This is a genomic window from Christiangramia forsetii KT0803 (assembly GCF_000060345.1).
In the GTDB taxonomy this organism is placed as follows: Bacteria; Bacteroidota; Bacteroidia; order Flavobacteriales; family Flavobacteriaceae; genus Christiangramia; species Christiangramia forsetii.
In genome coordinates, this window is record NC_008571.1 from 3,257,991 (window position 1) to 3,283,840 (window position 25,850).

Here is a 25,850-nt window from a genome sequence, read left to right on the forward strand (position 1 = left end):
CCGGCCTTTTTTATTTTCTATCCCTCAATTCAATAATTAAGTAATACCATTCTAAAACCTATAAATTTAAGATACGTGATGCTGAACTCGTTTCAGCATCTCGCTATCGTATGAGTCTCCTGAGATAAATTATTTTTCATCTAAGAGTGATGCTAACACTTTTATTAGCCACTAATGCACGAATATTTTAGTAAAGTATAAGGCCAATAAGTAATAGCATATTATAAAAACTGATTACGAAGAACATAAAAACCATTCTATTGTAAGTTCGAGTATAGTCGGGAACTATTAGTCGTATACATCCGGATTTCGACTTCGCTCGACCTGATACCCCAATTAAATTATCATAATAACGGAGTCAGGTATTCATTAAAAATAAAAAAACGCATCCTGAATATGTTCGATTTTCGTTCCGGCTTTGTTTTTAATAATCGCTATAATATCAAACCTTACTTCAACATCTAGTTCTCCCTCCTCTACATAATGATTTACCGCTTTTACCAGTTGCTGGATCTGTTTGGGTTTTACAAAATCCTGTGGATTCCCAAATTCAGGAGTACTCCTGGTTTTTACCTCAGCTGCAATTAAAGTATTTCCTCTTTTAGCAATAATATCAACTTCTGCCTTTTGATAACGATAGTTCAATTCAAGGATTTCATATTCCTTTAATCGTAAATATTCTACGGCCAGCTCCTCCCCTTTTTTACCAAGTTCGTTATGCTCTGCCATAAATTGTGTTCTTAGATAGCGTAATTGATCATTATGGAACCTACTTTGAGGTCTAATGCTTCAATTTCTTCAAGAGTAGCTTCAATAATCTTATCGCCATAAAATTTATTGGAAAGTTCATTTCCTGGTTTTAGAAAAACTCTGAGTCCGCTTTTCTCCAGTTTTCCTCCGTTCCAGTCTACTGCTCCACTATAATCCCATCCAAATCCATAAAAGGAGATCTTTTTCCCGTTCATTTTATTAAGATCATCATAAGAAGTTCCAATTTCAACTCCGGTTTCAGACTTCCATTTGCCATTTTGAGCATATCTCAAATCATGAATTTTCGTTCTTTCCTGATCCTGCCAGGTAATATGAAGTTCGTTCACAGTTCCAGGATATAAAATTGTAAAAGGTCTTTCCTCGGTACCTTCTTCAAACATATCGGCTCCTTCTTCTATATTTGCATCAGGATAGTTCCTGGTAATATCTTCGGCATTCATATTCCCAAGATTTTCAACGGTATATTTTGAAGTACTTTTTGAAGTGCCCTTTTTTGCTGAATTACAAGCAGCCATTATAAGTACTGCTACAATCAATATTATTTTACGCATTCTAGTTTCGATTTTGGGTAAAAATAGAAAGTTATTCTTCACAGCTTTTGCCTTTTGCAAGAATTTAACGCGTATTCACACACCTTTGCTTAACTTTACGGCTCTTAAAAAAGGACATATAATAATGAACAAAAATCCTCAGAGATTTACGATTACAGCGGCCTTACCTTATACCAACGGGCCTATTCATATTGGACATTTAGCCGGCGTTTATGTTCCGGCAGATATTTATTCCCGTTTTTTACGAATGCAAGGGTATGATGTCGCCTTTGTTTGTGGTAGTGATGAGCATGGTGTGCCTATTACTATTAAAGCGAAAAAAGAAGGGGTAACTCCACAGGATGTAGTTGATAAATACAATGGGATCATTAAAAAGTCCTTTGAAGACTTCGGAATAACGTTTGACAATTATTCCCGTACTTCAGGAAAAACGCATCACGATACCGCTTCGGCATTTTTCAAAAAAATGTACGAGGATGGGAAATTTATAGAAGAATCTACCGAGCAATTATACGATGAAGAAGCAGGACAATTCCTTGCTGACAGATTTGTAACCGGAACCTGCCCGAAATGTGGAAACGAAGAGGCTTATGGCGACCAGTGTGAAAGTTGTGGAACTTCTCTAAATGCAACAGACCTTATAAATCCAAAATCGGCAATTACCGGTGCAGTCCCTACTTTAAAGGAAACAAGACACTGGTTTTTACCTTTAGATCAATATGAAGACTTTTTAAAAGAATGGATTTTAAAAGGACATAAATCCGACTGGAAATCGAATGTTTACGGCCAGGTAAAATCCTGGATAGATGATGGACTTCGTGCTCGTGCGGTAACCCGTGATCTCGACTGGGGAATTCCTGTTCCTGTAGAAGGTGGTGATGGGAAGGTGCTTTACGTTTGGTTTGATGCGCCTATCGGCTACATCTCTTCTACCAAAGAATGGGCTGAGCGTGAAGGAAAAGATTGGGAACCCTACTGGAAAGACGAGAACACAAAATTAGTTCATTTCATCGGGAAAGATAATATCGTTTTTCACTGTATCATTTTCCCGGTAATGCTAAAAGCACACGGTGACTATATACTTCCGGAAAATGTTCCTGCGAATGAATTTCTGAACCTGGAGGGAAAAAAGCTTTCTACTTCCAAGAACTGGGCAGTTTGGTTGCATGAATACCTCGAAGAATTTCCAGATCAGCAGGATGTATTGAGGTATGTTCTTACGGCTAATGCTCCGGAAACAAAAGACAACGATTTTACCTGGAAAGATTTTCAGGCTAGAAATAATAATGAACTGGTAGCTATCTTCGGAAACTTTATTAACCGGGTGGTGGTGCTTACCAATAAATACTACAACGGAATTGTTCCTGAACCGGGCGCTTATTCTGAAATTGATGAAAAAACCATTGCAGAATTGAAGGCCTATCCATCTGTCATTGCAAGTTCAATCGAAAGATATCGATTTAGAGAGGCACAGGGAGAATTAATGAATTTGGCCCGACTCGGCAATAAATATCTGGCCGATGAAGAGCCCTGGAAATTGATCAAAACCGATGAGGAACGAGTGAAGACCATCATGTATGTGGCTCTTCAGATTGCTTCAGCATTATCGATTATCTCAGAACCATTTTTACCATTTACCTCAGCAAAACTCAAGAAAATGTTGAATCATGTTGATGAGAGTTCAGATAATACTCCGGACTGGGATATCATAGGAACTAAAGAAGCCCTTATTCTGGGAGGTCATCAGATCGGGAAAGCTGAATTGCTTTTCAGTAAAATAGAAGATGAACAGATGGAAAAGCAATTGGAAAAATTAGAAGCTACTAAAACTGCCAACGCCATGGAAGATCAGAAAGCAGAACCTCAAAAAGAGATCGCTACTTTCGAAGATTTCACCAAAATGGATCTCCGCGTAGGAACCATTATTGAAGCTCAAAAAATGCCAAAAACGAAAAAGCTGATGGTTTTAAAGGTTGATACTGGGATCGATCAACGAACAGTAGTTTCTGGGATTGCAGAACATTTTAAAGCGGAAGATATCATTGGGAAAAAAGTGACCGTGCTGGCAAACCTGGCTCCAAGAAAATTACGCGGAGTTGACAGCGAAGGTATGATCTTAATGACCGAAAATGCCGAAGGAAAGCTGGTTTTTGTAAATCCAGATGAAGATGGTGTAAAGGCTGGAACGACCATAAATTAATTCAATTTTTGTCACATTGAGCGCAGTCGAAATGTGGCAAAAATTCTTTCTTATTACTAAAATCTGTTTTTAATTATATTCATCAAGCTAAACTCGTTTCAGCTTCTCAATTGTTATACTTTCATCGCTATTCCGAAAAAGAGAAACAACCGAAGAACCTTACATTTAGAAGTCAATAAAAGAGGGATCTTTCCTTAAGGTCTAGCTGAGAAAAGAATTATCGACCATAGAAAGAGATCCTGAAACAAGTTCAGGATGATGATAATTGAATTTCATATTAAATAGTTGTTCTCAATTCATGCTTAAAATAGCTTTCCACCCTATTTATAAACATCCCTTACCGGAAGGTCATCGTTTTCCTATGGAAAAATATGATCTCCTTCCCAAGCAATTATTGCATGAAGGAACCTGTAATGACGAGAATTTCTTTAAACCGGAATTTCCAGAAGAATCCCATATTTTAAACGTTCATGACCCTGAATATGTAAAGCGTTTAAAAAATTTGGATCTTTCGAAAAAAGAAATTAGGGTTTCCGGTTTCCCCTTATCTCAGGAATTGGTAAACAGAGAACAAATTATCGCCAACGGAACCATTAAAGCCTGTGATTATGCTTTGAAAAATGGGATTGCTATGAATATCGCCGGCGGCACTCATCATGCGTTTACTAATAGAGCCGAAGCTTTTTGCCTTTTGAACGATCAGGCGATTGGAGCAAGATATCTTCAGGAAAAAGGGCTGGCAAAAAAGATACTTATGATAGATCTTGATGTTCATCAGGGAAACGGAACTGCCGAAATCTTCAAAAATGATGCTTCAGTATTCACATTTTCAATGCATGGAAAAGGCAATTATCCATTCCGAAAAGAAAAATCAGATCTTGACATTGAATTTGACGACGGAACCCAAGATGCTAAATATCTGGAAAAATTAAAGTCGATTTTACCCAAACTTATCGAAAAAACTAGGCCTGATTTTATCTTCTATCTTTGTGGCGTAGATATTTTGAAAACCGATAAACTTGGAAGACTCTCCTGCTCTATTGAGGGCTGCAGGGAGCGGGATAGATTTGTATTACAAACCTGTCACGATTTGAATATTCCTGTAGAGTGTAGCATGGGAGGGGGATATTCCAAGGATATTAAGCATATTATTGAGGCTCATGCTAACACTTACCGGCTGGCGCAGCAAATTTACTTCTAGAAGTAAATTTCTTTGGGGCAAGCCTACAATGCATTGCATAAGAATGCGTTTTCAAACTTTGAAAATTTCTTTGCGTGGCAAGCTTTGGGGTATTAAACCCTCCTAGAATAAACTCAAAAGTATAGAACCCACCATATGGCGGGTTCTATACTTTAAAACAGGTCTTGTTATTTTCCCATTAGCAGTAATTCATGGCATATCACTTCTGTAATATAGCGTTTAATTCCATCTTTATCTTCGTAACTTCTACTGGTTAGTTTCCCCTCAACACCTATTTCTTTCCCCTTTGGAACATAATTTTCCACAAGCTCAGCGGTTTTACCCCAAGCCACAATATTATGCCATTGCGTATCAGTGATCTTTTCACCTTTCGCATTTTTATAGCTTTCATTCGTAGCTATCGAAAATTTAGCCAGTTTTTTACCTGATTCCAGATTTACGATCTCAGGTTCATTACCTACATTCCCAATTAATTGTACTGTGTTTCTTATAGTGCTCATAACCATAGAATTTATTGCAGCTGAAAATCATTCGTTCATTTCAACAGGACAAAGATGTAGCCCATTCAAAAGTTTATTCGTCTAAAAAGTATTTGTATGTGTTTACTTTCGTTTGTAAACGTTTGAAAATGACTACTGAAATTGGAGATAGGCATCTATATACCAAATGGGACAAAGCAATAAATAAGGTTTATGTTATCCTGGAACGGATTTTTTTTGGAAAGATGAAGCAGGGATTCCCATACTCTAAATAGCATGACCTCTTGGCAACGGTTTTAGATCCGTTAGAAATTTACTTATAGGCTAAAAGCCTTTTTTACAATGAACGTTTTACACTCTGTTAGTGCCTTAACCGTTTTCAAGGTCAAGCTTCACCCTAACCTACACCCGAAAATGAAGTGCAATGCTATTTCTTGTCTTTTTTCTCGTCTTTGCTCTTAATTGCTGAAGCTTTTAGAACATCGTCGAAAGAGCCGCTTATTTTAAGTGGTTTCTCTTTTTTGGATTCTTTTTTCTTGTATTCAGACATATTACAAATTTAATTAATTAACGGTTAACAATGTATATTCATTCTGATTTAAAATTTTATTTTTGCAATTCATATTTGTTTTTATAATGCATAAAAGACCAAGAATTCAAAAACCGATAATAAAAGATAGCATTTTCGAAAAAGTTGATGATAACGAAGCTTTTAAACCAAATTGTGCTTCCGAAAACGCTAGATTATTATATAAGTATAATGAATTTGAGGTCGAATTGTGGATAGATAAGCATTATCATTCTAGAAGAATTCACGGTGATGATTATGGAAAAAGAGAAGGTATTGAAGAACAGGAAGTTCAGGAGCTTATAGTTTTTTCTTTTAAATATTTAGTTGACATTTTTCTAAGATTCCCAAAATTTAAATTCATTAATTTTTTCGAAAACGGAAAAATACCAACTAAGGATAGGGTTATTTTAAAGCAAACTAAGGAAGATGGCACGCTTAATGTAGTTGTAGAGATACATTTCTTAGAAACAAGTAAATACGAAGTGACTGTAGTTACTGCTATGCAAGTAGATGATTTTAATGTTGGTGACGGTCAATACGTATTATCAATTACTGAAGAAAATGCAATTCTCAGGAGAAGTGTAAATAAGGATTTACGGGAGTTATATAGAATTAAACTATAGAATTATATCAAACTATAAAAAATAATTATTGATAATTTTATTAACGAACTAAGTAATTACTTAAATTTGTATTATAATATAAAGCATTATTAGGACAGGGCGAGTAAAGTCTGAACAGTCGAAAGACAGGGCTTTCAAAGTCTGAACAGTTCTAAATAATATGGGCTTCAGGAAACTGAAGCCCTTTTTTATTGCTTTTTTGTTAAGGAATTATAATTAAGAACACTCTCGCTTTCTTGTAAAAAATTTACAAACCTATCACTAGAAGAAAGCTTTCTAGTATTAAATCTAGCTGCATACTCGTCTAAGTAACGGCTAACATGCTTATCACTTACTTGGTGGTAGATTCCATATAAACCACGTTTTAGAACGCTCCAAAAGTTTTCGATTGTATTCGTGTGAACAGCACCTTCAACGTAAATGTTCAAAGCGTGCTTAACGCTATCGTGTGTATAAACCTTTTTTAGTTGCTTATAAACTGGTGCTTCATCTGAATAGATGGTACTGTTTGCCGGAACATGATTTTTTATAAATGAAACCATATTCTTAGCATCTGCACTTGGAACATGCTTTAAAACTACATGCCCGTCTCTCTCGATAAGTCCTACTATCACTTTTTTAGCTTTGTATGGTTTACCTTCATTAGTTGTAAAACCATTCTCAGAACGTCTCTTTTTAGCGTGCTTATTTTTCTCTCTACCACCTAAATAAGCTTCGTCAACTTCTACCATTTTAGTCTCTCCCAACATTTTAGGCGCTTTCTCTCTTAGCATTTCTCTAATCCTGTGAAGTACAAACCAGGCAGTCTTTTGAGTTATTCCTAAGTCTAAAGCAAGTTGAACGCTGGCTAATACCTTTTTTATGAGAAGTAGCTAAATAAATAGCTGCAAACCAAATTCTAAAAGGGATCTTAGAGTTTTCAAAGATAGTACCCACCTTAACGGTGAATTTCTTATAACATTCATTATTAGAACATTTATAACCTCTAGTAGTCTTATATGGGTTTTCACTCCCACAATGAGGGCAAACAGGAGTACCACCCCAACGAATATTTTCGTAATACTCGATGCAAGTTGCTTCGTCTTTGAAGTAATCTAGTAGCTGTGGAAGTGATTTAAAGTTCATGTCTTAATTATTTACATTGTAAATATAATCGATTATATTGATATATAAAATTATTTATGTAATTATATTCGAGTAAATTGATATTTTATATATATTTGTCTTATGACTACATATAAGGAGCAACAGGAAGGAAAAAAATACTTAGTTCTAGTGAAGGAAGGTGAAGTGATTGGTACGTTTGGAAATCTAAAAAAGCTAAGTGACTATGTTACTGATGAAAAATTTTATAAATACAATACTTTGATAAGAAAGGAATTTCCGATTGTCTGCTTGGATTATATAATATATAAAGTAGATCACCACTAACCCTAACAGATACAAATATCTAATTAATCGAGTATTTTTGCATCTATTAATTTTTTACACAAGAAAAAAAGATTATCTTTGAATAAATAAAGAAGCCAATAGCTTGAACTATTGACTTCTTTATTTAATTACTAATCCTTGGAATGTTTAGAATTTCGCTAATGAGACGAATTCTAATATTACTTTCAACCGTGTATCTGCACAGCCTTTAAAGATTAGTAAAAAAAGCGGCCAAGGTTTGGAAGCTTGACCTAGACTGAATAAATTCACTTATAAGGTTTGGAAGCTTATAAGGGGGCGAGAATTATCATCAGTCATTATCATTGAAATTAATTGCACCTTCGGGTGCATTTTCTTTTTTACTTATTTCTACAGATTCTATAGTTATTGGTAATTCATGTTCTGAAGGGCGATAATCATCTTTAAATCCTTTATCGTCTACCCATTCCGGCAAACCCCAAAAGCTAGCCTTATTTTGATTGTTATACTGAACAAATATCAATCTACCTTCGCGCTTAAGCCTTCTCATTACATTGCCAACTTTTCTATTCCCTTTATAATCATCACCTACATAATAGTCGAAAGATTTCTGAACTGTGGATAATGTAACACCCTGTTCAAAGTTATTCTCAAACAACCATAATATCTGTCTATCTTTTTTTAGATGCATAGGAAACTTATTTACCGTTACATCCATAATAGAACTTCCAGATCCGCCCGATCTTTTTAAATCATGTTCTGGTATAAAATGAGTTCCTGGATTATTTTTCTGATCTACAACATCCTCAATATCTTCGCCTTGAGATTTATACAGATCAATTAGAGAATCGATTTGATTCAGTCTAAATTGAAGACTTTTTCTCTCCTTATATAATTGTGCTAAGAAACCCATTTTTTATATAGTTAGACGTTAGTTTATTGTTTACTTTTTATTACGTTGCTAAGATACAATAAAACTTTAGAAACAAACAAAGAGAATGCAATAAAATTTTTAGGTGTTTCGTCGAATTTTTTTTAGAATTATGAAGCTATTTTCTTACTGCATAAAGTTTGTCCCACAATGTATATAGATGCCTGGAGATATAGAATAGCTTAAATATTTCACAGATATTCTATTTTTAGCTTCCTAAAAGTATTCTAATGAATAATAGAAAAATCAGTAATAAGTTCAGAATTTACCACAGATACCTGGGATTCTTCCTGACCGGGATTATGGCTATGTATGCCATTAGCGGGATCGTTTTAATTTTCAGAAATACCGATACTTTCAAAATTGAGGAAACGGTAGAAAAGAAAGTAGCAACAAATCTTAATGAAGAGCAATTAGGTAAAACTTTAAAAATTAAAAACTTCGAGATAGAAAGAACGGAAGGAGAGATCATATATTTTGAACAGGGGATTTTAGATACTTCCTCGGGAATTGCTAAATACAAGGTCAGCCAGCTTCCGGTTATACTGGAAAGTTTTACCAAACTACATAAGGCTAACACCAATCACCCATTATATTTTTTAAACATTTTTTTTGGGTTATCATTGCTATTTTTTGTGATCTCTGCGTTCTGGATGTTTATGCCTTCTACTAAAATTTTTAGAAAAGGGATTTTCTTTACCATAGGCGGAATTATTCTCACTCTCATCCTATTATTTGTATAAATATGAGTATTGAAAAATCATACGATCAGTGGTCTTCACAATATGACACTAATAAGAATCGCACGCGGGATATGGATCATCTTGTCACAAAGAAGATTCTGCAAAATTTAGAATTTAAAAGTGTTTTAGAGCTAGGTTGCGGCACCGGAAAAAATACCAAATGGCTTCAAACTAGAACCTCCAAAATTCTGGCGGTCGATTTTTCTGAAGAAATGCTGAAGCTTGCTAAAAATAAAATTAATAATCCCGAAGTAATTTTCTACAAAGCAGATATCACTAAGCCATGGAACTGGACAGAAGAAAACTTTGAATTAATTACCTGTAATCTTATTTTGGAGCATATTGAAGACTTACGTTTTATTTTTAATCAAACCTTTGCTAAATTAGAATCGGGAGGATATTTCTTTATTTCAGAATTACATCCCTTCAAGCAATATGTGGGTTCTAAAGCAAGATTTGATTCAGAAAATGGCGAAGTAGAGCTTGAAACTTTCACACATCATATTTCAGAATTTTTAGATGCGGCTCAGTCGGCAGGATTTCAGTTACATAAATTTAATGAGTACTTTGACGAAGAAGAGGGAAAACCTCCAAGAATATTAAGTTTGTTATTTGAAAAACCCTGACTTATAAAATAATAACGCAACGTTTTAGCTTTTATCGCATCTAATAAATGTAAGACAGTTATAATTATGAAAAAGACCGCACTTTTACTTATTTTCTGCCAACTTTTATTTTCCTGTAGTCAATCTGATGATAATAATGGAGCAAGCCCTGAAGATTCAGCTGAAAATTATCAGGTATTTTTTGAAGATTCCAAATTAATGCTATCTACTTCTGAAAGTCATCAGGGTTTTGATTTGGAAGTTACATCCGGAAATAAACTGGTCTTTAAGTTCCTCAATTTTGAAGATCCGATTCCGGAAGCTATAGACGATGAACAGACTACTATTGTATATTTCGAAATGGATCCCGATGCCACCGAATTCAAAATTGAAGCAAAGGATTTTGATGAGGCCAATGCTGTTATTGGCGTGGGATCAAGTATTCGCATCATTGAAAAAATAACCGGAGGAGCTATCATCGGCACGAAAATCTCTGAAAATGAATGGAAAATTGATCTGGACGTTTCATCAATGAATGAAGATATAGATATTGAAATTACCGCGACCACATCTGCTAGTTTTACCAAAAGTACTTTTGAAGGAATCTGGATGCCTATATATACTTATTAATTGCCTAATCTAAATTTCTGTTTTTAGCCTATTTTCCATTATTGAAAAATTAGAATCAAAAAAATAAAAAGAGATAAGGAGTTCTAAGATTACTAAGCTCACTAGCGCGAGCTTTTATCTAAAAATCATTTTACTATTGAATAAAAAAATGAACATGAAAAATATCGCCTTCCTTTTAGTTATATCGATTTTTTTAATCTCCTGTAGTAAATCTGATGATAATCCTGGAAATAATCCCGATGATGCAAATTATATAGTCTACCCCAACTCCTCTGTTGTTGTTAACAACACTGAAAACGGTACATTTATAGAAGTTGAAAGCGGAAATAAACTCGTTTTTGAGTATCGATATTCTACCGAAGGAAGACCGGAAATTGCCGACGATGAACTTACGGAAGTCCTGTATTTTGAACTGGAACCCAACACTGAAAATTTCAGTATTAATGAAGAGAATTTTGAAGTTACTAGTACTTTCCTGGGCAAATTTTGTTTCTGTGGGAGAACGGGATATTTCCAGGTAACCTCAGGAGAGATAAATGGAGAAAAGATTGGCGATCTTCAATGGAAGGTTTCTCTGGATGTAGACGCTTTTATTGCAGCTGAAAATGACACCCCTGAAATGACTTTTCAGGCTAGCGCTTCGGGTACTTTTAAGCCTGCCAACTAGAATATTCGGCTGAATTCACTACTCCGTTTTTTTAGTTATATTTCGTTATGGAAAAATCTTGCCCGGAATGCGGAGAAAAAATCATAGGCCGAACCGATAAGAAGTTTTGCAGCGATTATTGCCGTAATGCCCATCATAACAACGTAAATAAGGATTCCAGTAAGCTTATAAGGAATACAAATAATCTTCTTCGGAAGAATTATCGTATTCTGGAGGAATTAAATCCTAAAAATAAAACTTCAGTTTCCAGGACTAAATTACTCGCCAAAGGTTTCAATTTTGAATTTTTTACCAGTATTTATGTTACCAAAACAGGGAATCAATACTTCTTTATATATGACCAGGGCTATCTTAAACTGGAAAACGATTTTTACGCTTTAGTAAAAAGGAATTAGCATTTTTTTGAGATAGAAAACACTTCTATATTCTTATCTTCTTAATCATGAAAAAGTTTCTAGTTTTTAGTCTCCTTTTAATCTCTTTTCAAATAATGACCACACAATCTTTATCTGAATATAAATGGAAAAATCGGCTCATTGTGGTCTTTTCAGATTCAGAAAAACTCGAAAAACAACTTTACGAATTTAAAAACGAGGCTAAAGCCTTTCAGGAAAGAAAGCTTATAGTGATTCAAGCTGCACCCAAAACATCAAGAATTTTGATGCCTGAAATGTCGGGGTGGCAGGATTCAAACCTGTACCAGGAAATGAAACTTGAGAAAAAAACTGATTTTGAAATAATTCTTGTCGGGCTGGACGGTGAAGTGAAATTAAGACAACAAAAACTTTTAGAGACCAAGAAATTATTTGATTTCATAGATTCTATGCCTATGAGGCAATCAGAAATACAAAAGCATAATTAACTAATAATTCCAGGTATGTGCTTTTAATTTTAAAGCAGCATTCAAAACATCCCGCTGGCTAATTTGACCTACCAGCCTACCATTTTCTACAATTGGGAACCTCCTAAATTTAAGTTCTGTAAACTTTCTGGCTGCTTCCAGCACGTTCATATTCCCATCTATCGTCTCTACTTTTTTTATCATTCTTTTACCTACAGTAAGGTCAGACATTGGCATATTATAATAACGACTATCTGAAATCTCTTTCATACAGTCTCCTTCTGAAATCATTCCAAGTAATTCCATTTTTTCATTTACAACACATCCTCCGGAAATCCCATGTTTGATCAGTTTTTCCATCACATCCATAATATTCTCATTTTCCCTGAAGGTTACCAGGTTCACTGTCATATAATCCTTTACAGAAATTAGCTCATCCGCAGGTTTTTCCGGCGCTGCCCGCTTACCCATAAAACTTTTAATACCCATACTATAATTTTTTGATTCTTAATTACTTAAATATAATGATTTTTCGATTAGCATCTACTTCTGTATTTTCCTTGCCTATAAATCAAAAACTTAATTAACTTTAAGACTTTTGAAACTGTTTCTATGAATAACCGACTTACCGGCTTAATTGCTTTTCTACTAATTATCATTGCGGTTTGGCTTAGTTTCAATTTTGACCAGCCCAATTTTGAACCGAACACAAACGATTCGTTAACCGAATTTTCAACCTCAAGAGCATTTAAGCATGTTGAAGCTATTGCAAAAGAACCGCATTATTTAGGCAGTCCTGCTCACAGTAAAGTACGAAACTATATTGTAGATGAGCTTCAAAATATGGGGTTGGAAGTGCAGACTCAGGAAGGCTACAATCTCAATAAAAATGGGGTTCTGGCAAAACCGCAAAATATCCTTTCCAGAATCGAAGGTACAGGCGACGGTGAGGCACTGGTCTTAATGACGCATTACGATTCTGCCATGCATTCTTCTTATGGTGCCAGTGATGCAGGAAGTGGTGTCGCGACCATATTAGAAGGCGTTCGGGCATTTCTCGAAAAAGGCACTACACATAAAAATGATATTATTCTACTTTTTACCGATGCTGAAGAATTAGGATTAAACGGCGCCGGACTTTTTATTGAAGATCATTCGTGGGCCAAAGATGTACAACTGGCTTTAAATTTTGAAGCTCGTGGCAGTGGAGGAAGTCCCTTTATGCTATTGGAAACGAACGGAAAAAATGCCCGGTTAATTGAAGCTTTTCAGGAAGCTGAAGTTAAGTATCCCGTATCTAATTCGCTTGCTTATAGCATCTATAAAATGCTGCCCAACGATACCGATCTAACGATATTGAGGGAACAGGGAGATATCAACGGATATAATTTTGCCTTTATAGACGATCATTTTGATTATCATACGGCAAACGATCTTCCAGAAAACCTCGACAAGGAAACTCTGGCCCACCAGGGGTCTTATTTAATGCCTCTTCTCAATTATTTTGGTAATCAGGGTATTAAAAACCTTTCTAGTGACAGGGATCTTATCTATTTCTCATTGCCATTTGGCGAATTTATCAAATACCCTTTTAACTGGATTATCCCAATGCTAATTTTGGCGATCCTTATTTTTATAATCCTAATCGTTTACGGGTTTAGAAGAGATCGGCTAAATTTTATGGGAATACTTAAAGGCTTTATTCCATTGTTTTTAAGTTTAATTATTTCAGGACTGTTGGTTTGGGGATTCTGGAAATTCTGTCTTTTTATCTATCCCGAGTATTCTGAAATGGAACATGGCTTTACGTATAATGGTTACTGGTATATCGCAATTTCCATCTTTCTGACACTTTCAGTCTGTTTTATGATCTATCATTTACTTCGGAAAAGTTTAAGAACAGCTTCCGTCTTTATTGCTCCATTAATCTTATGGTTACTCATATGTGCTCTGGTGTCGGTTTATCTTAAAGGAGCCTCATATTTTATTATTCCGGTATATTTTGGATTAATACAGCTTTTTATAATGATACGCCAGGAAAAACCCAACCGTATATTCATGGTCTTACTTTCATGTCCGGCAATATTTATACTACTACCCTTTATCTGGAGTTTACCGGTAGCACTGGGATTAAAAATGCTTTTTATAACAGCCATTCTTGTAAGCCTGTTATTTTCGCTCTTTCTTCCTTTATTTGGTTATTTCAGGCGTTTGAAATCATTTGCGGTACTATGTTTTCTCGTATTTAATGTCCTTATCTTCGTGGCGCATTATTATTCAGATTTTAGCTTAGAAAGACCAAAGCCTAACAGTCTGGTATATTTACAGGATTTAGATGAAAATACCTCCACCTGGTATTCATACGATGCGATGGTAGATGACTGGACGGCTGAATATTTCGGAAAAGAACCCGTAACAAGTTCTCATACCGAATCAAATTTCAGCAGTAAATATGGCAGTAATTTTACCTTCAGGACTCAAGCTCCATCTATAGATATTCCTGAACCCGGAATTATTATTGAAAATATGGGAATTGATAGTTTGAATAATGCAGGCTATACTTTGAAGATCGCACCCAATAGAGAAATTAATAGAATGGAGATCTATGAAACGAAAGATGTGGATTTCAAAAAATTTAAAGTAAACGGCTTAGAGGCCGATGAAGTATATTTGGGGGAGAATGCTTTTCATATGTTTAAAAGACGCTGGAGAGAACGCCTATTAACTTATTACGCCTCAAATCTGGATACTTTAAGGATTGAATTTAGCATCGAAAAAGGAGATGTGCCAGAATTTGTTTTATACGAATCTGCTTACGACCTTATCGGAAATAAAAATCTAAAGGTAAAAGAAAGACCTGATGGCATGATTCCAAGACCTTTTGTATTGAATGATGCCACTATTTTAAAGAAAACAATTAGAATTAAAGAATAAGATGAAAATAGCAATATTGGGGTGCGGTTGGCTTGGAATGGAACTGGGAAAAAGACTTCGGAAAGAAAACCATGAAGTTAGAGGTTCTGTTACCAGCATGGAAAAAATGACTGAAGTACGCTCTGCCGGTGTTGTGCCTTATTCTATAAAAGTTTTTGAAAAGGGAATCCAGGGAGACATTCGATCTTTTCTATCCGGAAGCAACCTTCTAATTATCAATATCCCACCCGGATTAAGAAAGAATCCCGAAATTAATTTTGTGAAGAAAATTAAAAATCTGATTCCTTATATCGAAAAAGCTCATATCCCGAAGCTAATCTTTACAAGTTCCACATCAGTTTATGAAGATACCGAAGCTTTCCCGGTTTATGATGAAAATGCGAATAACGATAACTCAAATAATATTGCGGTACAGCTAAGAAATGCGGAGTTATTGCTTTTAAATAATGAAAATTTTAATGCGTCTGTAATAAGATTTGGAGGCCTTATTGGAGAAAATAGGCATCCCATTATGTATTTATCGGGAAGAACCGGAATAAAAAATCCAAAGGCACCTATAAATCTTGTGCATCAGGAAGATTGCATCGCTGCGATCTTTAAACTTATAGACCAATCAAAAGATAACTCTGTATGGAATGTTGTGTATCCCGAACATCCATCAAAAGAAAAGTATTATTCCAGGATCGCGAAAGAAAGAGATTTAGAAATTCCAGAATTTGATTATTCTGAATCTTCAAAAGGAAAAAAAATTAGTTCTATCAAGCTTAAACAAGAATTGAAATTTCAATTCTCCCGAACTATCTGGTAGTTTATTTTGATAAGTCTCTTTTAACTATTCTATTTTAAACTTAAATTCCCCGGTAATATTTTTTGATTGAGATTGGTTAAGGCTATTATGAACCATGATATCAAAATTACCTTCCAGAGTTTTTCCATCCCAAAAACTCACTTTAAGATATCCCACCTCTTCTGTATTATAATGAGAATACCAGGAAACACCGAAATCAAAATAATCACAGTTACTTTCCTTCTCCCTTCCCGTCTTATAAATTCCCTCACCTAGAAATTCTTCAATAGTCCCTCCAAGTCTTTGTAATTCCCTAAAATCTACATTATCAATTCCTCCCCAGAAAATAAGTGAATGGTACAGGACACCTACACTTGAAGATCTAACAACTAATTCAGCTCCCAGATTTTTTCTATCTTGATTTTTTCTATCAGCTCCAAAGACAAATTGCTGATCTTCGATCTGTATGAGAATAAATTCTTCATAATTTTCGGTATTTATTCGGTCTGGAAGTGGCTGGATTTCCAAAATGTCATCTTGTGACTGGCAAGAAACAAAAAGAATGTAAACTAGAATAAATTTGTTAAAAAAGCGCATAACCCCCTGTTTTTTAAATTAAACACAAGCAGGATTAATCAACCATAATATACGACTTTAATATCTGATTGTCAAATATTTACGTGTTTTATAAACCAGATAATAAAACGGTTTGAATTCAAACCTTAATACATATTTTGTAACCAGAGTTGTGCAAAATATTTTAACAGTGTGTTTTCTCGAAATACAGTATTATATAGATGAAAACAACTATTATATCCATTTTTAAATGAGTAAATCATAATATTTGAAATAAAAGAGTAGTTTTAGTAAACTAACCATAAAATTTTAAAAATGAGATATTTACTAATTATTCCATCTCTAATATTTACATTGAATTTCGCTTATAGTCAGGATCAATTAATTTTAAAAAATGGAGAAATTGTGACTGGGGTTGTAACTGCCATTAATAAAGAAGTCGTAAGGATAGACTCAGATGATGCAGGTAGAGTTAAGAGGTATACAGATAGGGATGTCGAAAAAGCAATAATATTTATTGATGACAAAGAAGTAGAATTTACATATGAAACCGTACCCTTTTTAGGTAAAGTTTTATTAGGTAAGTTATACGACGGGAAAGTTGATTTATATACAACTCAAACATATGTTCCCGGTGGTGAAGACCATACAAAGCCTAACAATTATCGTATGGGAGGACAATGGTCAATGTACTATATGAAAAAAGACAAAGAAGATGATTTTTTTGATCTCAACTACGACGGAGTTCTTTTCAACAAATTTCACAATCGAGTTTCTAAATATTTTAATGATTGTCCCTCTTTATCTAAAAAGATCAAAAACAAAGAATTTAAAATGGAAAACCTGGAGGAAATCGCTAAAACATATAATTCATGTGAGTAAGATTAAAACTCTAAACAGAGCTAAAACCAATATTTTTTGAAACTACTATTTGCCATATTTCCGATCTTAATATCTTTCCATAGCTATTCTCAAGAAACAGTAGGATATGCAATTACAGAGAATAATGAAAGAATAGATTTTTATCAAAATGTTGAAAAAAGGTCAAAATTAGCTTATAACCACGTAATTTCAGGAGATGTTAGTATGACCGGACAATTTATCTTTTATCTTGATAAAAAGAATGAATTTAGAAAAATTCCTCAAAAGAAAATAAAGGAATTAAATTATGGCCTCAAAAGATTTTTGACCCTTCCTCTTAGCTGGAGTATGGATAGGATACATGAAGTAATAGCTGAAAATGATAAGTACCTACTAACTCAATATTATTTCAATGGCGTTAATTACTTGTATGTATTTGACAAAAGCAATATGAAATATGTAGAAAAGAAAATTTCTCACAGTTATAAGGTGAAAAAAGATTCTAAAAATTTTGAAAGATATATTAAACCCTATTTTTCCAACTGTCCTGAGCTACTAAAAAAAATAAAATTTAATATTGAAAATATTAAATATCGAAGTAATGCTGCTTATAAAGATAACTCTGAATATGCAGATAATTATTTGTTCAATAGTATTTCAAATTTTCAATGCAAATAAACCGCCAGTAGCCGGAATCCTAAGAAAGGAAATAAATAATTTGACCAACAAACCAATACTAAACAGACAAATCTTCATCCTTACTAGCGCAATTCGCGATAACCAGGAGCGTTATGAAAAAGAAGTCAGGCACTAAAAAAAATCTCACAATTATTTTGAATAAGCCTCTTCGTAGGGAGACCAGATTTCATAAATGGGATTTCCTTTTGAACTTTTTCCGGAATGATGCCATTCTCCATTTTTCACTTCATAGTCGAAGCTAAGATCGGCTCCCACCCGACTATCATCTCTGGAAAAGAACTCAATATGTTCAGTATATTTTCCATTTTCTGCGGAATATGTACCTCCACCGGTTCCGGAAAATTCTCGTGTTGCCGAATTAAATGCTACCCATTGAAAACGGTCCCCGCTAAGGATTTTTATGGTTCTTCTATCTCCGGGTTTCATCTTATTCATATTACCATCTCTTTTCCTTCCGGTAATTACCCAGTTTCCATTTAGATCGTTTTCATTAGTTGAAATTCGCTCCCATACCTGAACCTCCGTTACATTATTGATCTGGATCTTATTCTCGCCCTGAAAACTCAGCTTTGGATCTTGGAGTTCTCCAATCATTTCAGGAGATTTGGTATTAAAATCCAGCGTAGTAGTATAATCGTCATTTGTAAACTCCCCTCCAAGCGCCCACAGAAATTCGTTTGTGCCTGCTTTTTTCGCTCCTTCAGCAAAATAACTATCCTGGTAGACCCTCACTACTTCTTTATCGGAAACTTCTTTGCCGTTCTCTTCCACTAATTTCCAGGAGCCTGTAAGGGATTGTGAAAATAAACTGGCAGAAAATAATAAAATTGAAAGTATAAAAATCTTCTTCATAATTATATGTGTTTGAATTCTATATATTTAAAATTAAGAATTATTCTGCTTTTAAACAGTTCGATTTAAAGGGAAGCTTATATTCTTTCGTCACCCTGAATTTATTTCAGGGTCTTAATATCGCATTGATTTACATTAAACTGAGATTCTGAAACAAGTTCAGAATGACGCCATTTTTCAGTTTAGAATGCTCTAAGGACGACCAAAATTTAAAAAGATATTTTTAAAATTCAATTAAAATACATGAGGCTATTCCTTTTCCTCTCCGTATTTATCATATTCAGGATATAGGAAATTGTTATAAGGAAACCTGGTAATATGAATCTCTCTTACAGCTTCATAAACTTTTTTACGAAATTCCTCCATGTTTTCCTTATTCAGAGCTGAAATAAAAAGTACATTATCGCCCATACGGTTCATCCAGGTCTTTTTCCAGTCCTTTAAAGAATAGTGAGCTGAGGTTCTTTCGGTAATAAGATCATCTTCGTCAATCTTTTCAGCTTCATAAGAATCGATCTTATTAAAGACCATGATCGTAGGCTTGTCTAGAGTTTCAATTTCTGTAAGAATTTTATTTACAGAATCTATATGATCTTCAAAGTTCGGATGGGAAATATCTACTACATGAAGCAGAAGATCTGCTTCTCTTACCTCATCCAGTGTCGATTTAAAAGACTCTACAAGCTGTGTAGGTAACTTTCTAATAAAACCAACCGTATCACTTAGCAAGAATGGTAAATTGCGAATAACCACCTTCCTAACAGTGGTATCCAGGGTTGCAAAGAGTTTATTTTCAGCAAAAACATCGCTTTTGCTTATTACATTCATTAAGGTAGATTTTCCAACATTGGTATAACCAACCAGGGCAACGCGAACTAGTTGTCCACGATTGCCTCGCTGCACCTCCATTTGCTTATCTATAACCTTCAGTTTATTCTTAAGCAGGGAAATTTTATCTCGAACTATCCTACGGTCGGTTTCGATCTCTGTTTCACCGGGACCACGCATACCAATACCACCACGTTGTCTTTCAAGGTGAGTCCACATACCTGCAAGCCTGGGCAGTAAATATTCATATTGCGCAAGCTCAACCTGGGTTCTTGCGTAGCTCGTTTTAGCTCTCTGCGCAAAAATGTCCAGAATAAGACCGGTTCTATCCAGAATCTTGCATTTAAGGAGTTTCTCAATATTTTTTTGCTGTGCTGGAGAAAGTTCATCATCAAATATCACAGCACCTATGTCATTTTCTGCCGCAAATTCTTTAACATCATTCATCTTTCCTGAACCAATAAAGGTCTTCGGGTCTGGTTTATCCAATCGCTGTGAAAATCTCTTGATAACCTCACCTCCTGCGGTATAGGTCAAAAATTCCAGTTCATCCAGATATTCCTCCAGTTTTTCTTCATCCTGCTCTCTGGTAACAATACCTATAAGAACAGTTCTTTCATAAGATAAATCAGTTTTTTCAATCATAGAACACAAAGATAATCAATAGATAGCTACAGAATTAAAAGCTAGTCTACTTCAACATAAATTTAACTGAAAAGGCCTGCGAAATTAATTCACAGGCCTTAAAAAATAAAAAATTCAGGATAATGCTGAATTTTTGCTCTTCAAAATCTAGCTATGCACAGGGCTCTAAAACCCAAAATTTATCCCCAGGCCAAATACTTCTCTAATCTGAAATGCAGCCACTGCATTATCATCATAAATCGCCTGGAAAATAAAATTAGCTGAAAGATAATCGTTGATTCCCATTTCCAGGTTCAACAAATAATCTATATCTACGTTTCCAGGTTCTTCCAAATAATTGGAATATAAACCAAGTGAATGCTCCATATTTACGTTTTCAAGCACCTCATAGCTTACAAAAGCACTAAGTGAAGCGCCAAGCTCAAACCTCATAGATTTTCCCTGATCTACTCCAAAATAATCTCCATCTGTATAACCCTCGGTACTGGTAAAATCTTTATCTACCAATATAAATCTAGCGGTAGCCGGTGCAAAGTTTACGATAAAATCATCATTCTTTTTATACATAATGCCAGGACCGGTTTGAATATATCCCGGAGACATAAAATGTGTTGTTTCTGTACGAATAGTTTCTCCTGTATCAGGATCTTCCCCAAATTCGTAACCTTTTGCAAACTGGGTTCTAAAATTCAAGAACCAGGTGTAATAAAAGTTCGTTTCTTTCATTTGTTTACCGGCGATTGAATTTAATTCTAATCGGTCACTGGTTTTTCTAGCAAACTCATCCCCTTTTACTTTGGTAAGACCATAATTGGCAAGGATTTTATTATCCCAGGTGAAATCATCTTTCCTATAATTAAACTGGTAATCTACGGTAAGATTTCCAGCAATACTTGAAGTTCCGCCCCCGGTCCATTCTTTATTGAATGCAGACTGATTAAAGAGTAACTGGATATTTCCTTCTTTCGTCCATCCATTCTTAGGTATTGAATCGTTTTCTTCTTCTTGTGCAATTAAAATTACTGAGCTTAACAGCAAGGAAAATGTAAATAATAAAGTTTTCTTCATAACTAATTTTTCGGTTTTTTATATAAAGGAACTGATGAACAGGCTTCCCCATACATCAGGCTTTTTACCACAGGTTGGAGTTTATTAATAAGGAATATATAAGCATTTTTGGGCACAGGCTTATTAGAACAGCCTTTAACAATCACGGCCTTACCTTCCAGATCTGAGACATCCAGATTATCAATAATTTCCTGATAAAGATGACTTTCAAGCATTTCCAAATCTCCAATCACAACCTTTTTGGCAAATGGCTCTAAATACGAACTAATAAGCATATAGGCCCAGGCAGGCACAATTGCATCTGTAGAACAGCCAAGTGCTATGAACTGATCGTTATATTGTGACCAGTCATGCTCTTTTGCCTGATCCCTAAATTCTTTCTCTCTCAAAACGAAGCCCTCATGAAACCACTGACTAAGATCAAAAACAAACCTTTGACCTTTTGGATAGTGATCCTCAAGATTAAAGGTTATTAGTTTACTTTGAGCGACTCGATTTAATATCTCTTCCGCCATAATTTTAAATTATAATAGTCCGAGTTCCAGTTTTGCACCTTCACTCATCAAATCCTGACTCCACGGTGGGTCAAAAGTAATTTCAACTTCCGCATCCTTTACCGAATCAAGAGACTTTACTTTTTCTTCTACCTCCAGGGGCAGTGTTTCAGCTACAGGGCAGTTTGGAGTAGTAAGTGTCATTAAGATTTTTACGTCATAATCTGTACTTACCATCACATCATAAATAAGACCGAGTTCGTAGATATCAACCGGGATCTCAGGGTCATATATTGTTTTAAGAACAGTTACGATCTTTTCCCCTAATTCCTGTGTGTTTATTTCCTGTTCCATTTTAATTCAATTGAGTTTGATATGCTATCGCATACATTTTTAGTTGTTTGATCATACTTACCAATCCGTTGGCCCTTGTTGGAGACAAATGCTCTTTTAAACCAATTTCATCGATAAATTGAGTATCGGCTTCAATAATTTCTGAAGGATGTTGATCTGAAAATACTCTTATAAGAATTGCTACGATTCCTTTTGTAATAATTGCATCACTATCTGCAGTAAAAGCAAGTTTATCGCCTTCCAGTTCAGCATGAACCCACACTTTGCTCTGGCAACCTTTAATAAGGTTTTCGTCTATCTTATATTTCTCGTCAATTAACGGCAATGACTTGCCCAACTCTATCATATATTCATAGCGCTGCATCCAGTCATCAAACATTGAAAACTCATCAATAACCTCCTGTTGTCTTTCCTGAATCGTCATATTTCAATTTTAAGCAAAAGTACAATAACAAGAAGTGCTATTCAACATTTTCTGCCAATCTTAGGATAGCCTCTACTAATGGTTTTACTTCTAGCGGTGGATGACCATGATCGAATGAGTTAGTCTTATAAATAGTATCATTCTTACGCACACTTAAAATTGCGTGCAAAGCAGCATCTGAAGCTCTTGAATCTGAAGGAGCTTTTAACTGACTCATTTTTGAAGCCTCTATTTTATTTGTAATTTCAATTAAAGAATTCCAGTCTTCTGCGGTAATACTATTGGAGTTTTCAATAGTATTTAAACCTGTACTTTTCACCGTTACCTGATTGGGTGTCACAGTGTACATGGTAGAAGATCCCCTGGTGAAAGTTTCATAGCTTATTACATTGATATTTTCATCTTTTTGATTAGTACAATCGTTAGTTGAAAAGAGGAATATTACAAAGGCTAAAAAGCTGATTTTCATAATTTATATATTTTAGATTTAAAGCATATTACAAAAAAAGGCACCACAAGGGTGCCTCTTTTAAATATTATTAACTGAAAAATTAGTCAGCCATTGTCGCACGGAAACCTCCGTTAGCGAATACACTAAGCATTCTTGACTTCTGACCTTCAGTAAACATATTAAGACAAGGATCGTCCGAATAATCCATAAAGTTCATGGTCATATCTGCAGTTCCACAATTAACAGTAGGATAGGTTGGGCAGCCTCTTGAAGCTGCATCAGAATCTGGAGTATCAGCTACGAAATCTGTAGCTCCACATCCACCATCACCCCAAATATGACGAAGGTTCAACCAGTGACCCACCTCATGAGTTGCGGTTCTACCCGTAGAGTATTGAGTTGTTCCCGTGAACCTGTGATCCATCACTACACCATCTGTAGCCCAGCTTCCTCCAGGGAATTGAGCATAACCAAGGATGTTACCTCCACGGTATGGCATGTTGCTAACCACCCAGATATTTAAAAATTCCTGAGGATTTACAACATCAGAACCATCACTTGAAGTGAATTTCATACTATCATCCGGTCTCCACTGGCGCTTTTTAGTTTTAACACGAATTACGTCTTCCAGAACAAAACGAACCCCAATATTAGCTTCTACCTGGGTAAATTCTGAAGGGATTGTGTTTCTTCCAGGATTATTCATGCTGAAATCTTCATTTAAAGCAGCAACCTGATCCTGAAGTTGAGATAATGGAATATTCTCACTTGCATCTTTGTAAAGTACATGGAATACAATTGGAATTTCAATCTTTCCATCGGCTGCAAGTCGTTTTGTCCAACCATTGCTAAGAGCTTTCTGGGTATGTTCTTCAACAGCAGCCATTTTCGCAACTAGATCTGGATTCTCCGCGATTTTCTCATCAAGAACACCCATAGTTCCACATTGTTCTTTTGCAATTTCAAGGGTTTCCTGTGATGCTAGCATAGAATCTTCAACGCTCTCTTCTGAAGATTTCTGGCAGGATGCGAAGACCAGGGTCAGGGCCGAAGCCAATAAATAAATTCTTTTCATGTAGTAATAAGTTTTTGGTTAAAAAATTATTTCCCGTCGATAGTTTTAAAATCGTATTGGCCAAAAAATAAAATTACCGACTTATTAATTGTTTGGTTTAAGCTTAATATTTTTGGCACTATTTCAGCAAATTTCCTGAAAAATACGAGCTGAATATAGCCAAAGTTTTAAGCAATCCTTAACGTAAAGAAAAGAGAATATTAACACAAAAGGATGTTTCGACGATAAAACCAGGCTATTCGTCGAACGAGAAGACATGTTAAAATTTAAAAAATCTTAGAATATTTTGAAATTAGATGTTATTTCAACATCATTTTAGCCTTTTTAATAGCTTCAATAAAAAGGTCTATTTCGTGAAAAGTATTGTAGAAAGAAAAAGACGCTCTTACCGTACCAGGGATTTTAAAGAAATCCATCACGGGTTGCGCACAATGGTGACCGGTACGAACTGCTATACCCATTTTATCTACAAGAGTGCCAATATCATAAGGGTGTAGACCTTCAATATTAAAAGAGATCACAGCTGTTTTTTCTGCAGCTTCGCCGTAGATCTTCATTCCCTCTATTTCCTTAAGCTTCGCTGTAGCATACTCTAAAAGCTCATGTTCGTAGGCCGCAATCTCGCTAAAGCCAATTTCATTCATATAATCTATTGCAGCACCAAAGGCGATTCCGCCACAGATATTTGGTGTCCCTGCTTCAAATTTATGAGGAAGACCGGCATACGTGGTTTTTTCAAAAGAAACCGTGGCAATCATTTCCCCTCCTCCCTGATAAGGCGGGAGTTTCTCCAACCATTCTTCTTTTCCATAAAGCACTCCAACTCCCGTTGGTCCACACATTTTATGCGCAGAAACTACATAAAAATCAACATCCAACTCCTGAACATCTGCCTTAATATGAGGTGCCGCCTGGGCACCATCTAACAACACCGCCGCGTCAACGGAGTGTGCCTTCTCAATAATAGATTTAACAGGATTCACGGTTCCCAAAGCATTAGAAACATGATTAAGAAAAACCAATTTTGTTTTAGAGCTTATTAGTTTTTCAAATTCAGCATAAATAAGTTCTCCTTTAAGATCCATCGGAATGACCTTCAGCTTCGCACCGGTCTTTTCACAAAGCATTTGCCACGGAACAATATTAGAATGATGCTCCATTGCCGAAACCAGGATCTCATCTCCTTCCTTCAAAATTGAAGAAAATCCATTAGCTACCAGGTTAATTCCATGAGTTGTCCCTGATGTAAATATGATCTCGTGAGCCTTTTCAGCATTAAAATGCTTCTGGATCTTGATCCTGGCCTCCTCATATTTATCGGTAGCTTCCTGAGATAAGGAATGCACGCCTCTATGAATATTAGCGTTATAATTAGAATAGTAATCAACAATAGCATCCATTACCTGTTTAGGAGTCTGGGCTGTGGCGGCATTATCAAAATAAACCAAAGGATAGCCATTAACCTCCCGATTAAGAATTGGAAAATCCTTTCGGATCTTTTCAACCTCAAATGTTTTTGCCTGAGTTTGCTGACTCATCCTTAAAGTTTTTTAATGATTTCTTAGTGATTTGCTTCTAA

Annotated in this window: 31 protein-coding genes; 13 read left to right on the plus strand and 18 right to left on the minus strand. The window is 35.2% G+C overall.

Annotation, left to right across the window (positions count from 1 at the left end; all coding sequences use genetic code 11):
• Positions 1-369: 369 nt before the first annotated feature.
• Together GFO_RS14585 and GFO_RS14590 are read right to left on the minus strand one after the other, a co-directional pair.
• Positions 370-729 (minus strand): YraN family protein, encoded by a 360-nt coding sequence (locus tag GFO_RS14585; RefSeq protein ID WP_011710943.1) that lies wholly within the window; start codon positions 727-729, stop codon positions 370-372.
• Positions 730-740: 11 nt separating this feature from the next.
• Positions 741-1,322: a hypothetical protein gene (locus GFO_RS14590; RefSeq protein WP_011710944.1), complete on the minus strand. Its 582-nt coding sequence runs from the start codon at positions 1,320-1,322 to the stop codon at positions 741-743.
• Between the two features lie 124 nt (positions 1,323-1,446).
• Here GFO_RS14590 and metG point away from each other — a divergent pair, with 124 nt between their 5' ends.
• Both metG and GFO_RS14600 read left to right on the plus strand, forming a co-directional pair.
• Positions 1,447-3,522 carry a methionine--tRNA ligase gene (gene metG / locus GFO_RS14595; protein ID WP_011710945.1) on the plus strand — a complete coding sequence of 692 codons (2,076 nt, stop codon included), beginning with the start codon at positions 1,447-1,449 and terminating at the stop codon, positions 3,520-3,522.
• A gap of 298 nt (positions 3,523-3,820) precedes the next feature.
• Positions 3,821-4,723: a histone deacetylase family protein gene (locus GFO_RS14600; RefSeq protein ID WP_011710946.1), complete on the plus strand. Its 903-nt coding sequence runs from the start codon at positions 3,821-3,823 to the stop codon at positions 4,721-4,723.
• Positions 4,724-4,890: 167 nt separating this feature from the next.
• Here GFO_RS14600 and GFO_RS14605 read toward each other — a convergent pair whose 3' ends face one another.
• Together GFO_RS14605 and GFO_RS18030 are read right to left on the minus strand one after the other, a co-directional pair.
• Positions 4,891-5,223, minus strand: coding sequence for a single-stranded DNA-binding protein (locus GFO_RS14605; RefSeq protein WP_041250404.1), 333 nt, complete (start codon positions 5,221-5,223; stop codon positions 4,891-4,893).
• A 406-nt stretch (positions 5,224-5,629) separates the two neighbouring features.
• Positions 5,630-5,752, minus strand: a complete 123-nt coding sequence (locus tag GFO_RS18030) for a hypothetical protein (protein WP_011710949.1) — start codon at positions 5,750-5,752, stop codon at positions 5,630-5,632.
• An 86-nt stretch (positions 5,753-5,838) separates the two neighbouring features.
• On the opposite strand from GFO_RS18030, the gene GFO_RS14610 reads away from it, so the two are divergent.
• Entirely contained in the window at positions 5,839-6,396 is a 558-nt protein-coding gene (locus tag GFO_RS14610) for a hypothetical protein (RefSeq protein ID WP_041250156.1), read from the plus strand.
• Positions 6,397-6,584: 188 nt separating this feature from the next.
• Here GFO_RS14610 and GFO_RS17380 read toward each other — a convergent pair whose 3' ends face one another.
• From GFO_RS17380 to GFO_RS14625, 3 genes are all read right to left on the minus strand, one after another.
• Entirely contained in the window at positions 6,585-7,259 is a 675-nt protein-coding gene (locus tag GFO_RS17380; protein WP_148264631.1) for an IS1595 family transposase, read from the minus strand.
• The gene (locus GFO_RS17385) at positions 7,174-7,521 is read right to left on the minus strand and encodes a transposase (protein ID WP_049792113.1); all 348 of its coding nucleotides are present in this window, start codon (positions 7,519-7,521) and stop codon (positions 7,174-7,176) included. Before GFO_RS17385 ends, GFO_RS17380 begins: the two co-directional genes overlap by 86 nt.
• A 616-nt stretch (positions 7,522-8,137) precedes the next feature.
• On the minus strand, positions 8,138-8,719 hold the full coding sequence (locus GFO_RS14625; protein WP_011710954.1) for a hypothetical protein: 582 nt from the start codon (positions 8,717-8,719) through the stop codon (positions 8,138-8,140).
• Positions 8,720-8,967: 248 nt separating this feature from the next.
• Between GFO_RS14625 and GFO_RS14630 the strand changes: the two genes are divergently transcribed.
• The 6 genes from GFO_RS14630 (at position 8,968) to GFO_RS14655 (ending at position 12,244) form a co-directional block, all read left to right on the plus strand.
• On the plus strand, positions 8,968-9,480 hold the full coding sequence (locus GFO_RS14630) for a PepSY domain-containing protein (protein ID WP_011710955.1): 513 nt from the start codon (positions 8,968-8,970) through the stop codon (positions 9,478-9,480).
• A gap of 2 nt (positions 9,481-9,482) precedes the next feature.
• Positions 9,483-10,106 (plus strand): class I SAM-dependent DNA methyltransferase, encoded by a 624-nt coding sequence (locus tag GFO_RS14635; protein ID WP_011710956.1) that lies wholly within the window; start codon positions 9,483-9,485, stop codon positions 10,104-10,106.
• A gap of 66 nt (positions 10,107-10,172) precedes the next feature.
• A complete protein-coding gene (locus GFO_RS14640) occupies positions 10,173-10,715 on the plus strand; it encodes a hypothetical protein (protein WP_011710957.1) in 543 nt (180 codons plus the stop codon).
• 154 nt (positions 10,716-10,869) lie between these two features.
• Positions 10,870-11,382, plus strand: a complete 513-nt coding sequence (locus GFO_RS14645; protein WP_041250157.1) for a hypothetical protein — start codon at positions 10,870-10,872, stop codon at positions 11,380-11,382.
• A 47-nt stretch (positions 11,383-11,429) separates the two neighbouring features.
• Positions 11,430-11,777, plus strand: coding sequence for a hypothetical protein (locus tag GFO_RS14650; RefSeq protein ID WP_011710959.1), 348 nt, complete (start codon positions 11,430-11,432; stop codon positions 11,775-11,777).
• Between the two features lie 47 nt (positions 11,778-11,824).
• The gene (locus GFO_RS14655) at positions 11,825-12,244 is read left to right on the plus strand and encodes a DUF4174 domain-containing protein (protein ID WP_011710960.1); all 420 of its coding nucleotides are present in this window, start codon (positions 11,825-11,827) and stop codon (positions 12,242-12,244) included.
• Here GFO_RS14655 and GFO_RS14660 read toward each other — a convergent pair whose 3' ends face one another.
• Positions 12,245-12,712, minus strand: coding sequence for a CBS domain-containing protein (locus GFO_RS14660; RefSeq protein WP_011710961.1), 468 nt, complete (start codon positions 12,710-12,712; stop codon positions 12,245-12,247).
• Positions 12,713-12,835: 123 nt separating this feature from the next.
• Here GFO_RS14660 and GFO_RS14665 point away from each other — a divergent pair, with 123 nt between their 5' ends.
• Together GFO_RS14665 and GFO_RS14670 are read left to right on the plus strand one after the other, a co-directional pair.
• Entirely contained in the window at positions 12,836-15,157 is a 2,322-nt protein-coding gene (locus GFO_RS14665; protein ID WP_011710962.1) for a M20/M25/M40 family metallo-hydrolase, read from the plus strand.
• A 1-nt stretch (position 15,158) separates the two neighbouring features.
• On the plus strand, positions 15,159-15,965 hold the full coding sequence (locus GFO_RS14670; RefSeq protein WP_011710963.1) for an NAD(P)H-binding protein: 807 nt from the start codon (positions 15,159-15,161) through the stop codon (positions 15,963-15,965).
• A 24-nt stretch (positions 15,966-15,989) separates the two neighbouring features.
• Here the strand turns inward: GFO_RS14670 and GFO_RS14675 are convergent, their stop codons facing one another.
• Entirely contained in the window at positions 15,990-16,541 is a 552-nt protein-coding gene (locus GFO_RS14675; protein WP_011710964.1) for a hypothetical protein, read from the minus strand.
• Positions 16,542-16,835: 294 nt separating this feature from the next.
• Here GFO_RS14675 and GFO_RS14680 point away from each other — a divergent pair, with 294 nt between their 5' ends.
• Positions 16,836-17,402: a hypothetical protein gene (locus tag GFO_RS14680; protein ID WP_011710965.1), complete on the plus strand. Its 567-nt coding sequence runs from the start codon at positions 16,836-16,838 to the stop codon at positions 17,400-17,402.
• 36 nt (positions 17,403-17,438) lie between these two features.
• Positions 17,439-18,059 carry a hypothetical protein gene (locus GFO_RS14685; RefSeq protein ID WP_011710966.1) on the plus strand — a complete coding sequence of 207 codons (621 nt, stop codon included), beginning with the start codon at positions 17,439-17,441 and terminating at the stop codon, positions 18,057-18,059.
• 150 nt (positions 18,060-18,209) lie between these two features.
• On the opposite strand, the gene GFO_RS14690 is transcribed toward GFO_RS14685, so the two are convergent.
• The 9 genes from GFO_RS14690 to GFO_RS14730 form a co-directional block, all read right to left on the minus strand.
• Positions 18,210-18,932, minus strand: coding sequence for a hypothetical protein (locus tag GFO_RS14690; protein ID WP_011710967.1), 723 nt, complete (start codon positions 18,930-18,932; stop codon positions 18,210-18,212).
• A 249-nt stretch (positions 18,933-19,181) separates the two neighbouring features.
• Positions 19,182-20,405 (minus strand): GTPase HflX, encoded by a 1,224-nt coding sequence (hflX, locus tag GFO_RS14695; protein WP_011710968.1) that lies wholly within the window; start codon positions 20,403-20,405, stop codon positions 19,182-19,184.
• A gap of 165 nt (positions 20,406-20,570) precedes the next feature.
• Positions 20,571-21,473, minus strand: coding sequence for a DUF3078 domain-containing protein (locus tag GFO_RS14700; protein WP_011710969.1), 903 nt, complete (start codon positions 21,471-21,473; stop codon positions 20,571-20,573).
• A gap of 2 nt (positions 21,474-21,475) precedes the next feature.
• Entirely contained in the window at positions 21,476-21,988 is a 513-nt protein-coding gene (locus tag GFO_RS14705; RefSeq protein ID WP_011710970.1) for a DUF2480 family protein, read from the minus strand.
• Between the two features lie 9 nt (positions 21,989-21,997).
• Positions 21,998-22,321 carry a DUF59 domain-containing protein gene (locus tag GFO_RS14710; protein WP_011710971.1) on the minus strand — a complete coding sequence of 108 codons (324 nt, stop codon included), beginning with the start codon at positions 22,319-22,321 and terminating at the stop codon, positions 21,998-22,000.
• A gap of 1 nt (position 22,322) precedes the next feature.
• A complete protein-coding gene (locus GFO_RS14715; protein ID WP_011710972.1) occupies positions 22,323-22,745 on the minus strand; it encodes a SufE family protein in 423 nt (140 codons plus the stop codon).
• A 37-nt stretch (positions 22,746-22,782) separates the two neighbouring features.
• On the minus strand, positions 22,783-23,214 hold the full coding sequence (locus tag GFO_RS17390; protein ID WP_011710973.1) for a hypothetical protein: 432 nt from the start codon (positions 23,212-23,214) through the stop codon (positions 22,783-22,785).
• Positions 23,215-23,296: 82 nt separating this feature from the next.
• On the minus strand, positions 23,297-24,271 hold the full coding sequence (locus GFO_RS14725; RefSeq protein ID WP_011710974.1) for a zinc metalloprotease: 975 nt from the start codon (positions 24,269-24,271) through the stop codon (positions 23,297-23,299).
• A 299-nt stretch (positions 24,272-24,570) separates the two neighbouring features.
• Complete coding sequence (locus GFO_RS14730) at positions 24,571-25,809, minus strand: aminotransferase class V-fold PLP-dependent enzyme (protein ID WP_011710975.1); 1,239 nt, start codon at positions 25,807-25,809, stop codon at positions 24,571-24,573.
• Between the last annotated feature and the right edge of the window lie 41 nt (positions 25,810-25,850).

Excerpts from the sequence above, each read along its gene's own strand:
- GFO_RS14650 (WP_011710959.1), top strand. The coding sequence starts at position 11,430 with ATGGAAAAATCTTGCCCGGAATGCGGAGAAAAAATCATAGGCCGAACC.
- GFO_RS14680 (WP_011710965.1), top strand. The coding sequence starts at position 16,836 with ATGAGATATTTACTAATTATTCCATCTCTAATATTTACATTGAATTTC.
- GFO_RS14640 (WP_011710957.1), top strand. The coding sequence starts at position 10,173 with ATGAAAAAGACCGCACTTTTACTTATTTTCTGCCAACTTTTATTTTCC.
- GFO_RS14725 (WP_011710974.1), bottom strand. The coding sequence starts at position 24,271 with ATGAAAAGAATTTATTTATTGGCTTCGGCCCTGACCCTGGTCTTCGCA.
- GFO_RS18030 (WP_011710949.1), bottom strand. The coding sequence starts at position 5,752 with ATGTCTGAATACAAGAAAAAAGAATCCAAAAAAGAGAAACCACTTAAA.
- GFO_RS14585 (WP_011710943.1), bottom strand. The coding sequence starts at position 729 with ATGGCAGAGCATAACGAACTTGGTAAAAAAGGGGAGGAGCTGGCCGTA.
- GFO_RS14710 (WP_011710971.1), bottom strand. The coding sequence starts at position 22,321 with ATGGAACAGGAAATAAACACACAGGAATTAGGGGAAAAGATCGTAACT.
- GFO_RS17390 (WP_011710973.1), bottom strand. The coding sequence starts at position 23,214 with ATGAAAATCAGCTTTTTAGCCTTTGTAATATTCCTCTTTTCAACTAAC.
- GFO_RS14670 (WP_011710963.1), top strand. The coding sequence starts at position 15,159 with ATGAAAATAGCAATATTGGGGTGCGGTTGGCTTGGAATGGAACTGGGA.
- GFO_RS14600 (WP_011710946.1), top strand. The coding sequence starts at position 3,821 with ATGCTTAAAATAGCTTTCCACCCTATTTATAAACATCCCTTACCGGAA.
- GFO_RS14665 (WP_011710962.1), top strand. The coding sequence starts at position 12,836 with ATGAATAACCGACTTACCGGCTTAATTGCTTTTCTACTAATTATCATT.
- GFO_RS14690 (WP_011710967.1), bottom strand. The coding sequence starts at position 18,932 with ATGAAGAAGATTTTTATACTTTCAATTTTATTATTTTCTGCCAGTTTA.
- GFO_RS14610 (WP_041250156.1), top strand. The coding sequence starts at position 5,839 with ATGCATAAAAGACCAAGAATTCAAAAACCGATAATAAAAGATAGCATT.
- hflX (WP_011710968.1), bottom strand. The coding sequence starts at position 20,405 with ATGATTGAAAAAACTGATTTATCTTATGAAAGAACTGTTCTTATAGGT.
- GFO_RS14605 (WP_041250404.1), bottom strand. The coding sequence starts at position 5,223 with ATGAGCACTATAAGAAACACAGTACAATTAATTGGGAATGTAGGTAAT.
- GFO_RS14715 (WP_011710972.1), bottom strand. The coding sequence starts at position 22,745 with ATGACGATTCAGGAAAGACAACAGGAGGTTATTGATGAGTTTTCAATG.
- GFO_RS14705 (WP_011710970.1), bottom strand. The coding sequence starts at position 21,988 with ATGGCGGAAGAGATATTAAATCGAGTCGCTCAAAGTAAACTAATAACC.
- metG (WP_011710945.1), top strand. The coding sequence starts at position 1,447 with ATGAACAAAAATCCTCAGAGATTTACGATTACAGCGGCCTTACCTTAT.
- GFO_RS14630 (WP_011710955.1), top strand. The coding sequence starts at position 8,968 with ATGAATAATAGAAAAATCAGTAATAAGTTCAGAATTTACCACAGATAC.
- GFO_RS14625 (WP_011710954.1), bottom strand. The coding sequence starts at position 8,719 with ATGGGTTTCTTAGCACAATTATATAAGGAGAGAAAAAGTCTTCAATTT.
- GFO_RS14675 (WP_011710964.1), bottom strand. The coding sequence starts at position 16,541 with ATGCGCTTTTTTAACAAATTTATTCTAGTTTACATTCTTTTTGTTTCT.
- GFO_RS17385 (WP_049792113.1), bottom strand. The coding sequence starts at position 7,521 with ATGAACTTTAAATCACTTCCACAGCTACTAGATTACTTCAAAGACGAA.
- GFO_RS14645 (WP_041250157.1), top strand. The coding sequence starts at position 10,870 with ATGAAAAATATCGCCTTCCTTTTAGTTATATCGATTTTTTTAATCTCC.
- GFO_RS14590 (WP_011710944.1), bottom strand. The coding sequence starts at position 1,322 with ATGCGTAAAATAATATTGATTGTAGCAGTACTTATAATGGCTGCTTGT.
- GFO_RS14655 (WP_011710960.1), top strand. The coding sequence starts at position 11,825 with ATGAAAAAGTTTCTAGTTTTTAGTCTCCTTTTAATCTCTTTTCAAATA.
- GFO_RS14730 (WP_011710975.1), bottom strand. The coding sequence starts at position 25,809 with ATGAGTCAGCAAACTCAGGCAAAAACATTTGAGGTTGAAAAGATCCGA.
- GFO_RS14700 (WP_011710969.1), bottom strand. The coding sequence starts at position 21,473 with ATGAAGAAAACTTTATTATTTACATTTTCCTTGCTGTTAAGCTCAGTA.
- GFO_RS14635 (WP_011710956.1), top strand. The coding sequence starts at position 9,483 with ATGAGTATTGAAAAATCATACGATCAGTGGTCTTCACAATATGACACT.
- GFO_RS14660 (WP_011710961.1), bottom strand. The coding sequence starts at position 12,712 with ATGGGTATTAAAAGTTTTATGGGTAAGCGGGCAGCGCCGGAAAAACCT.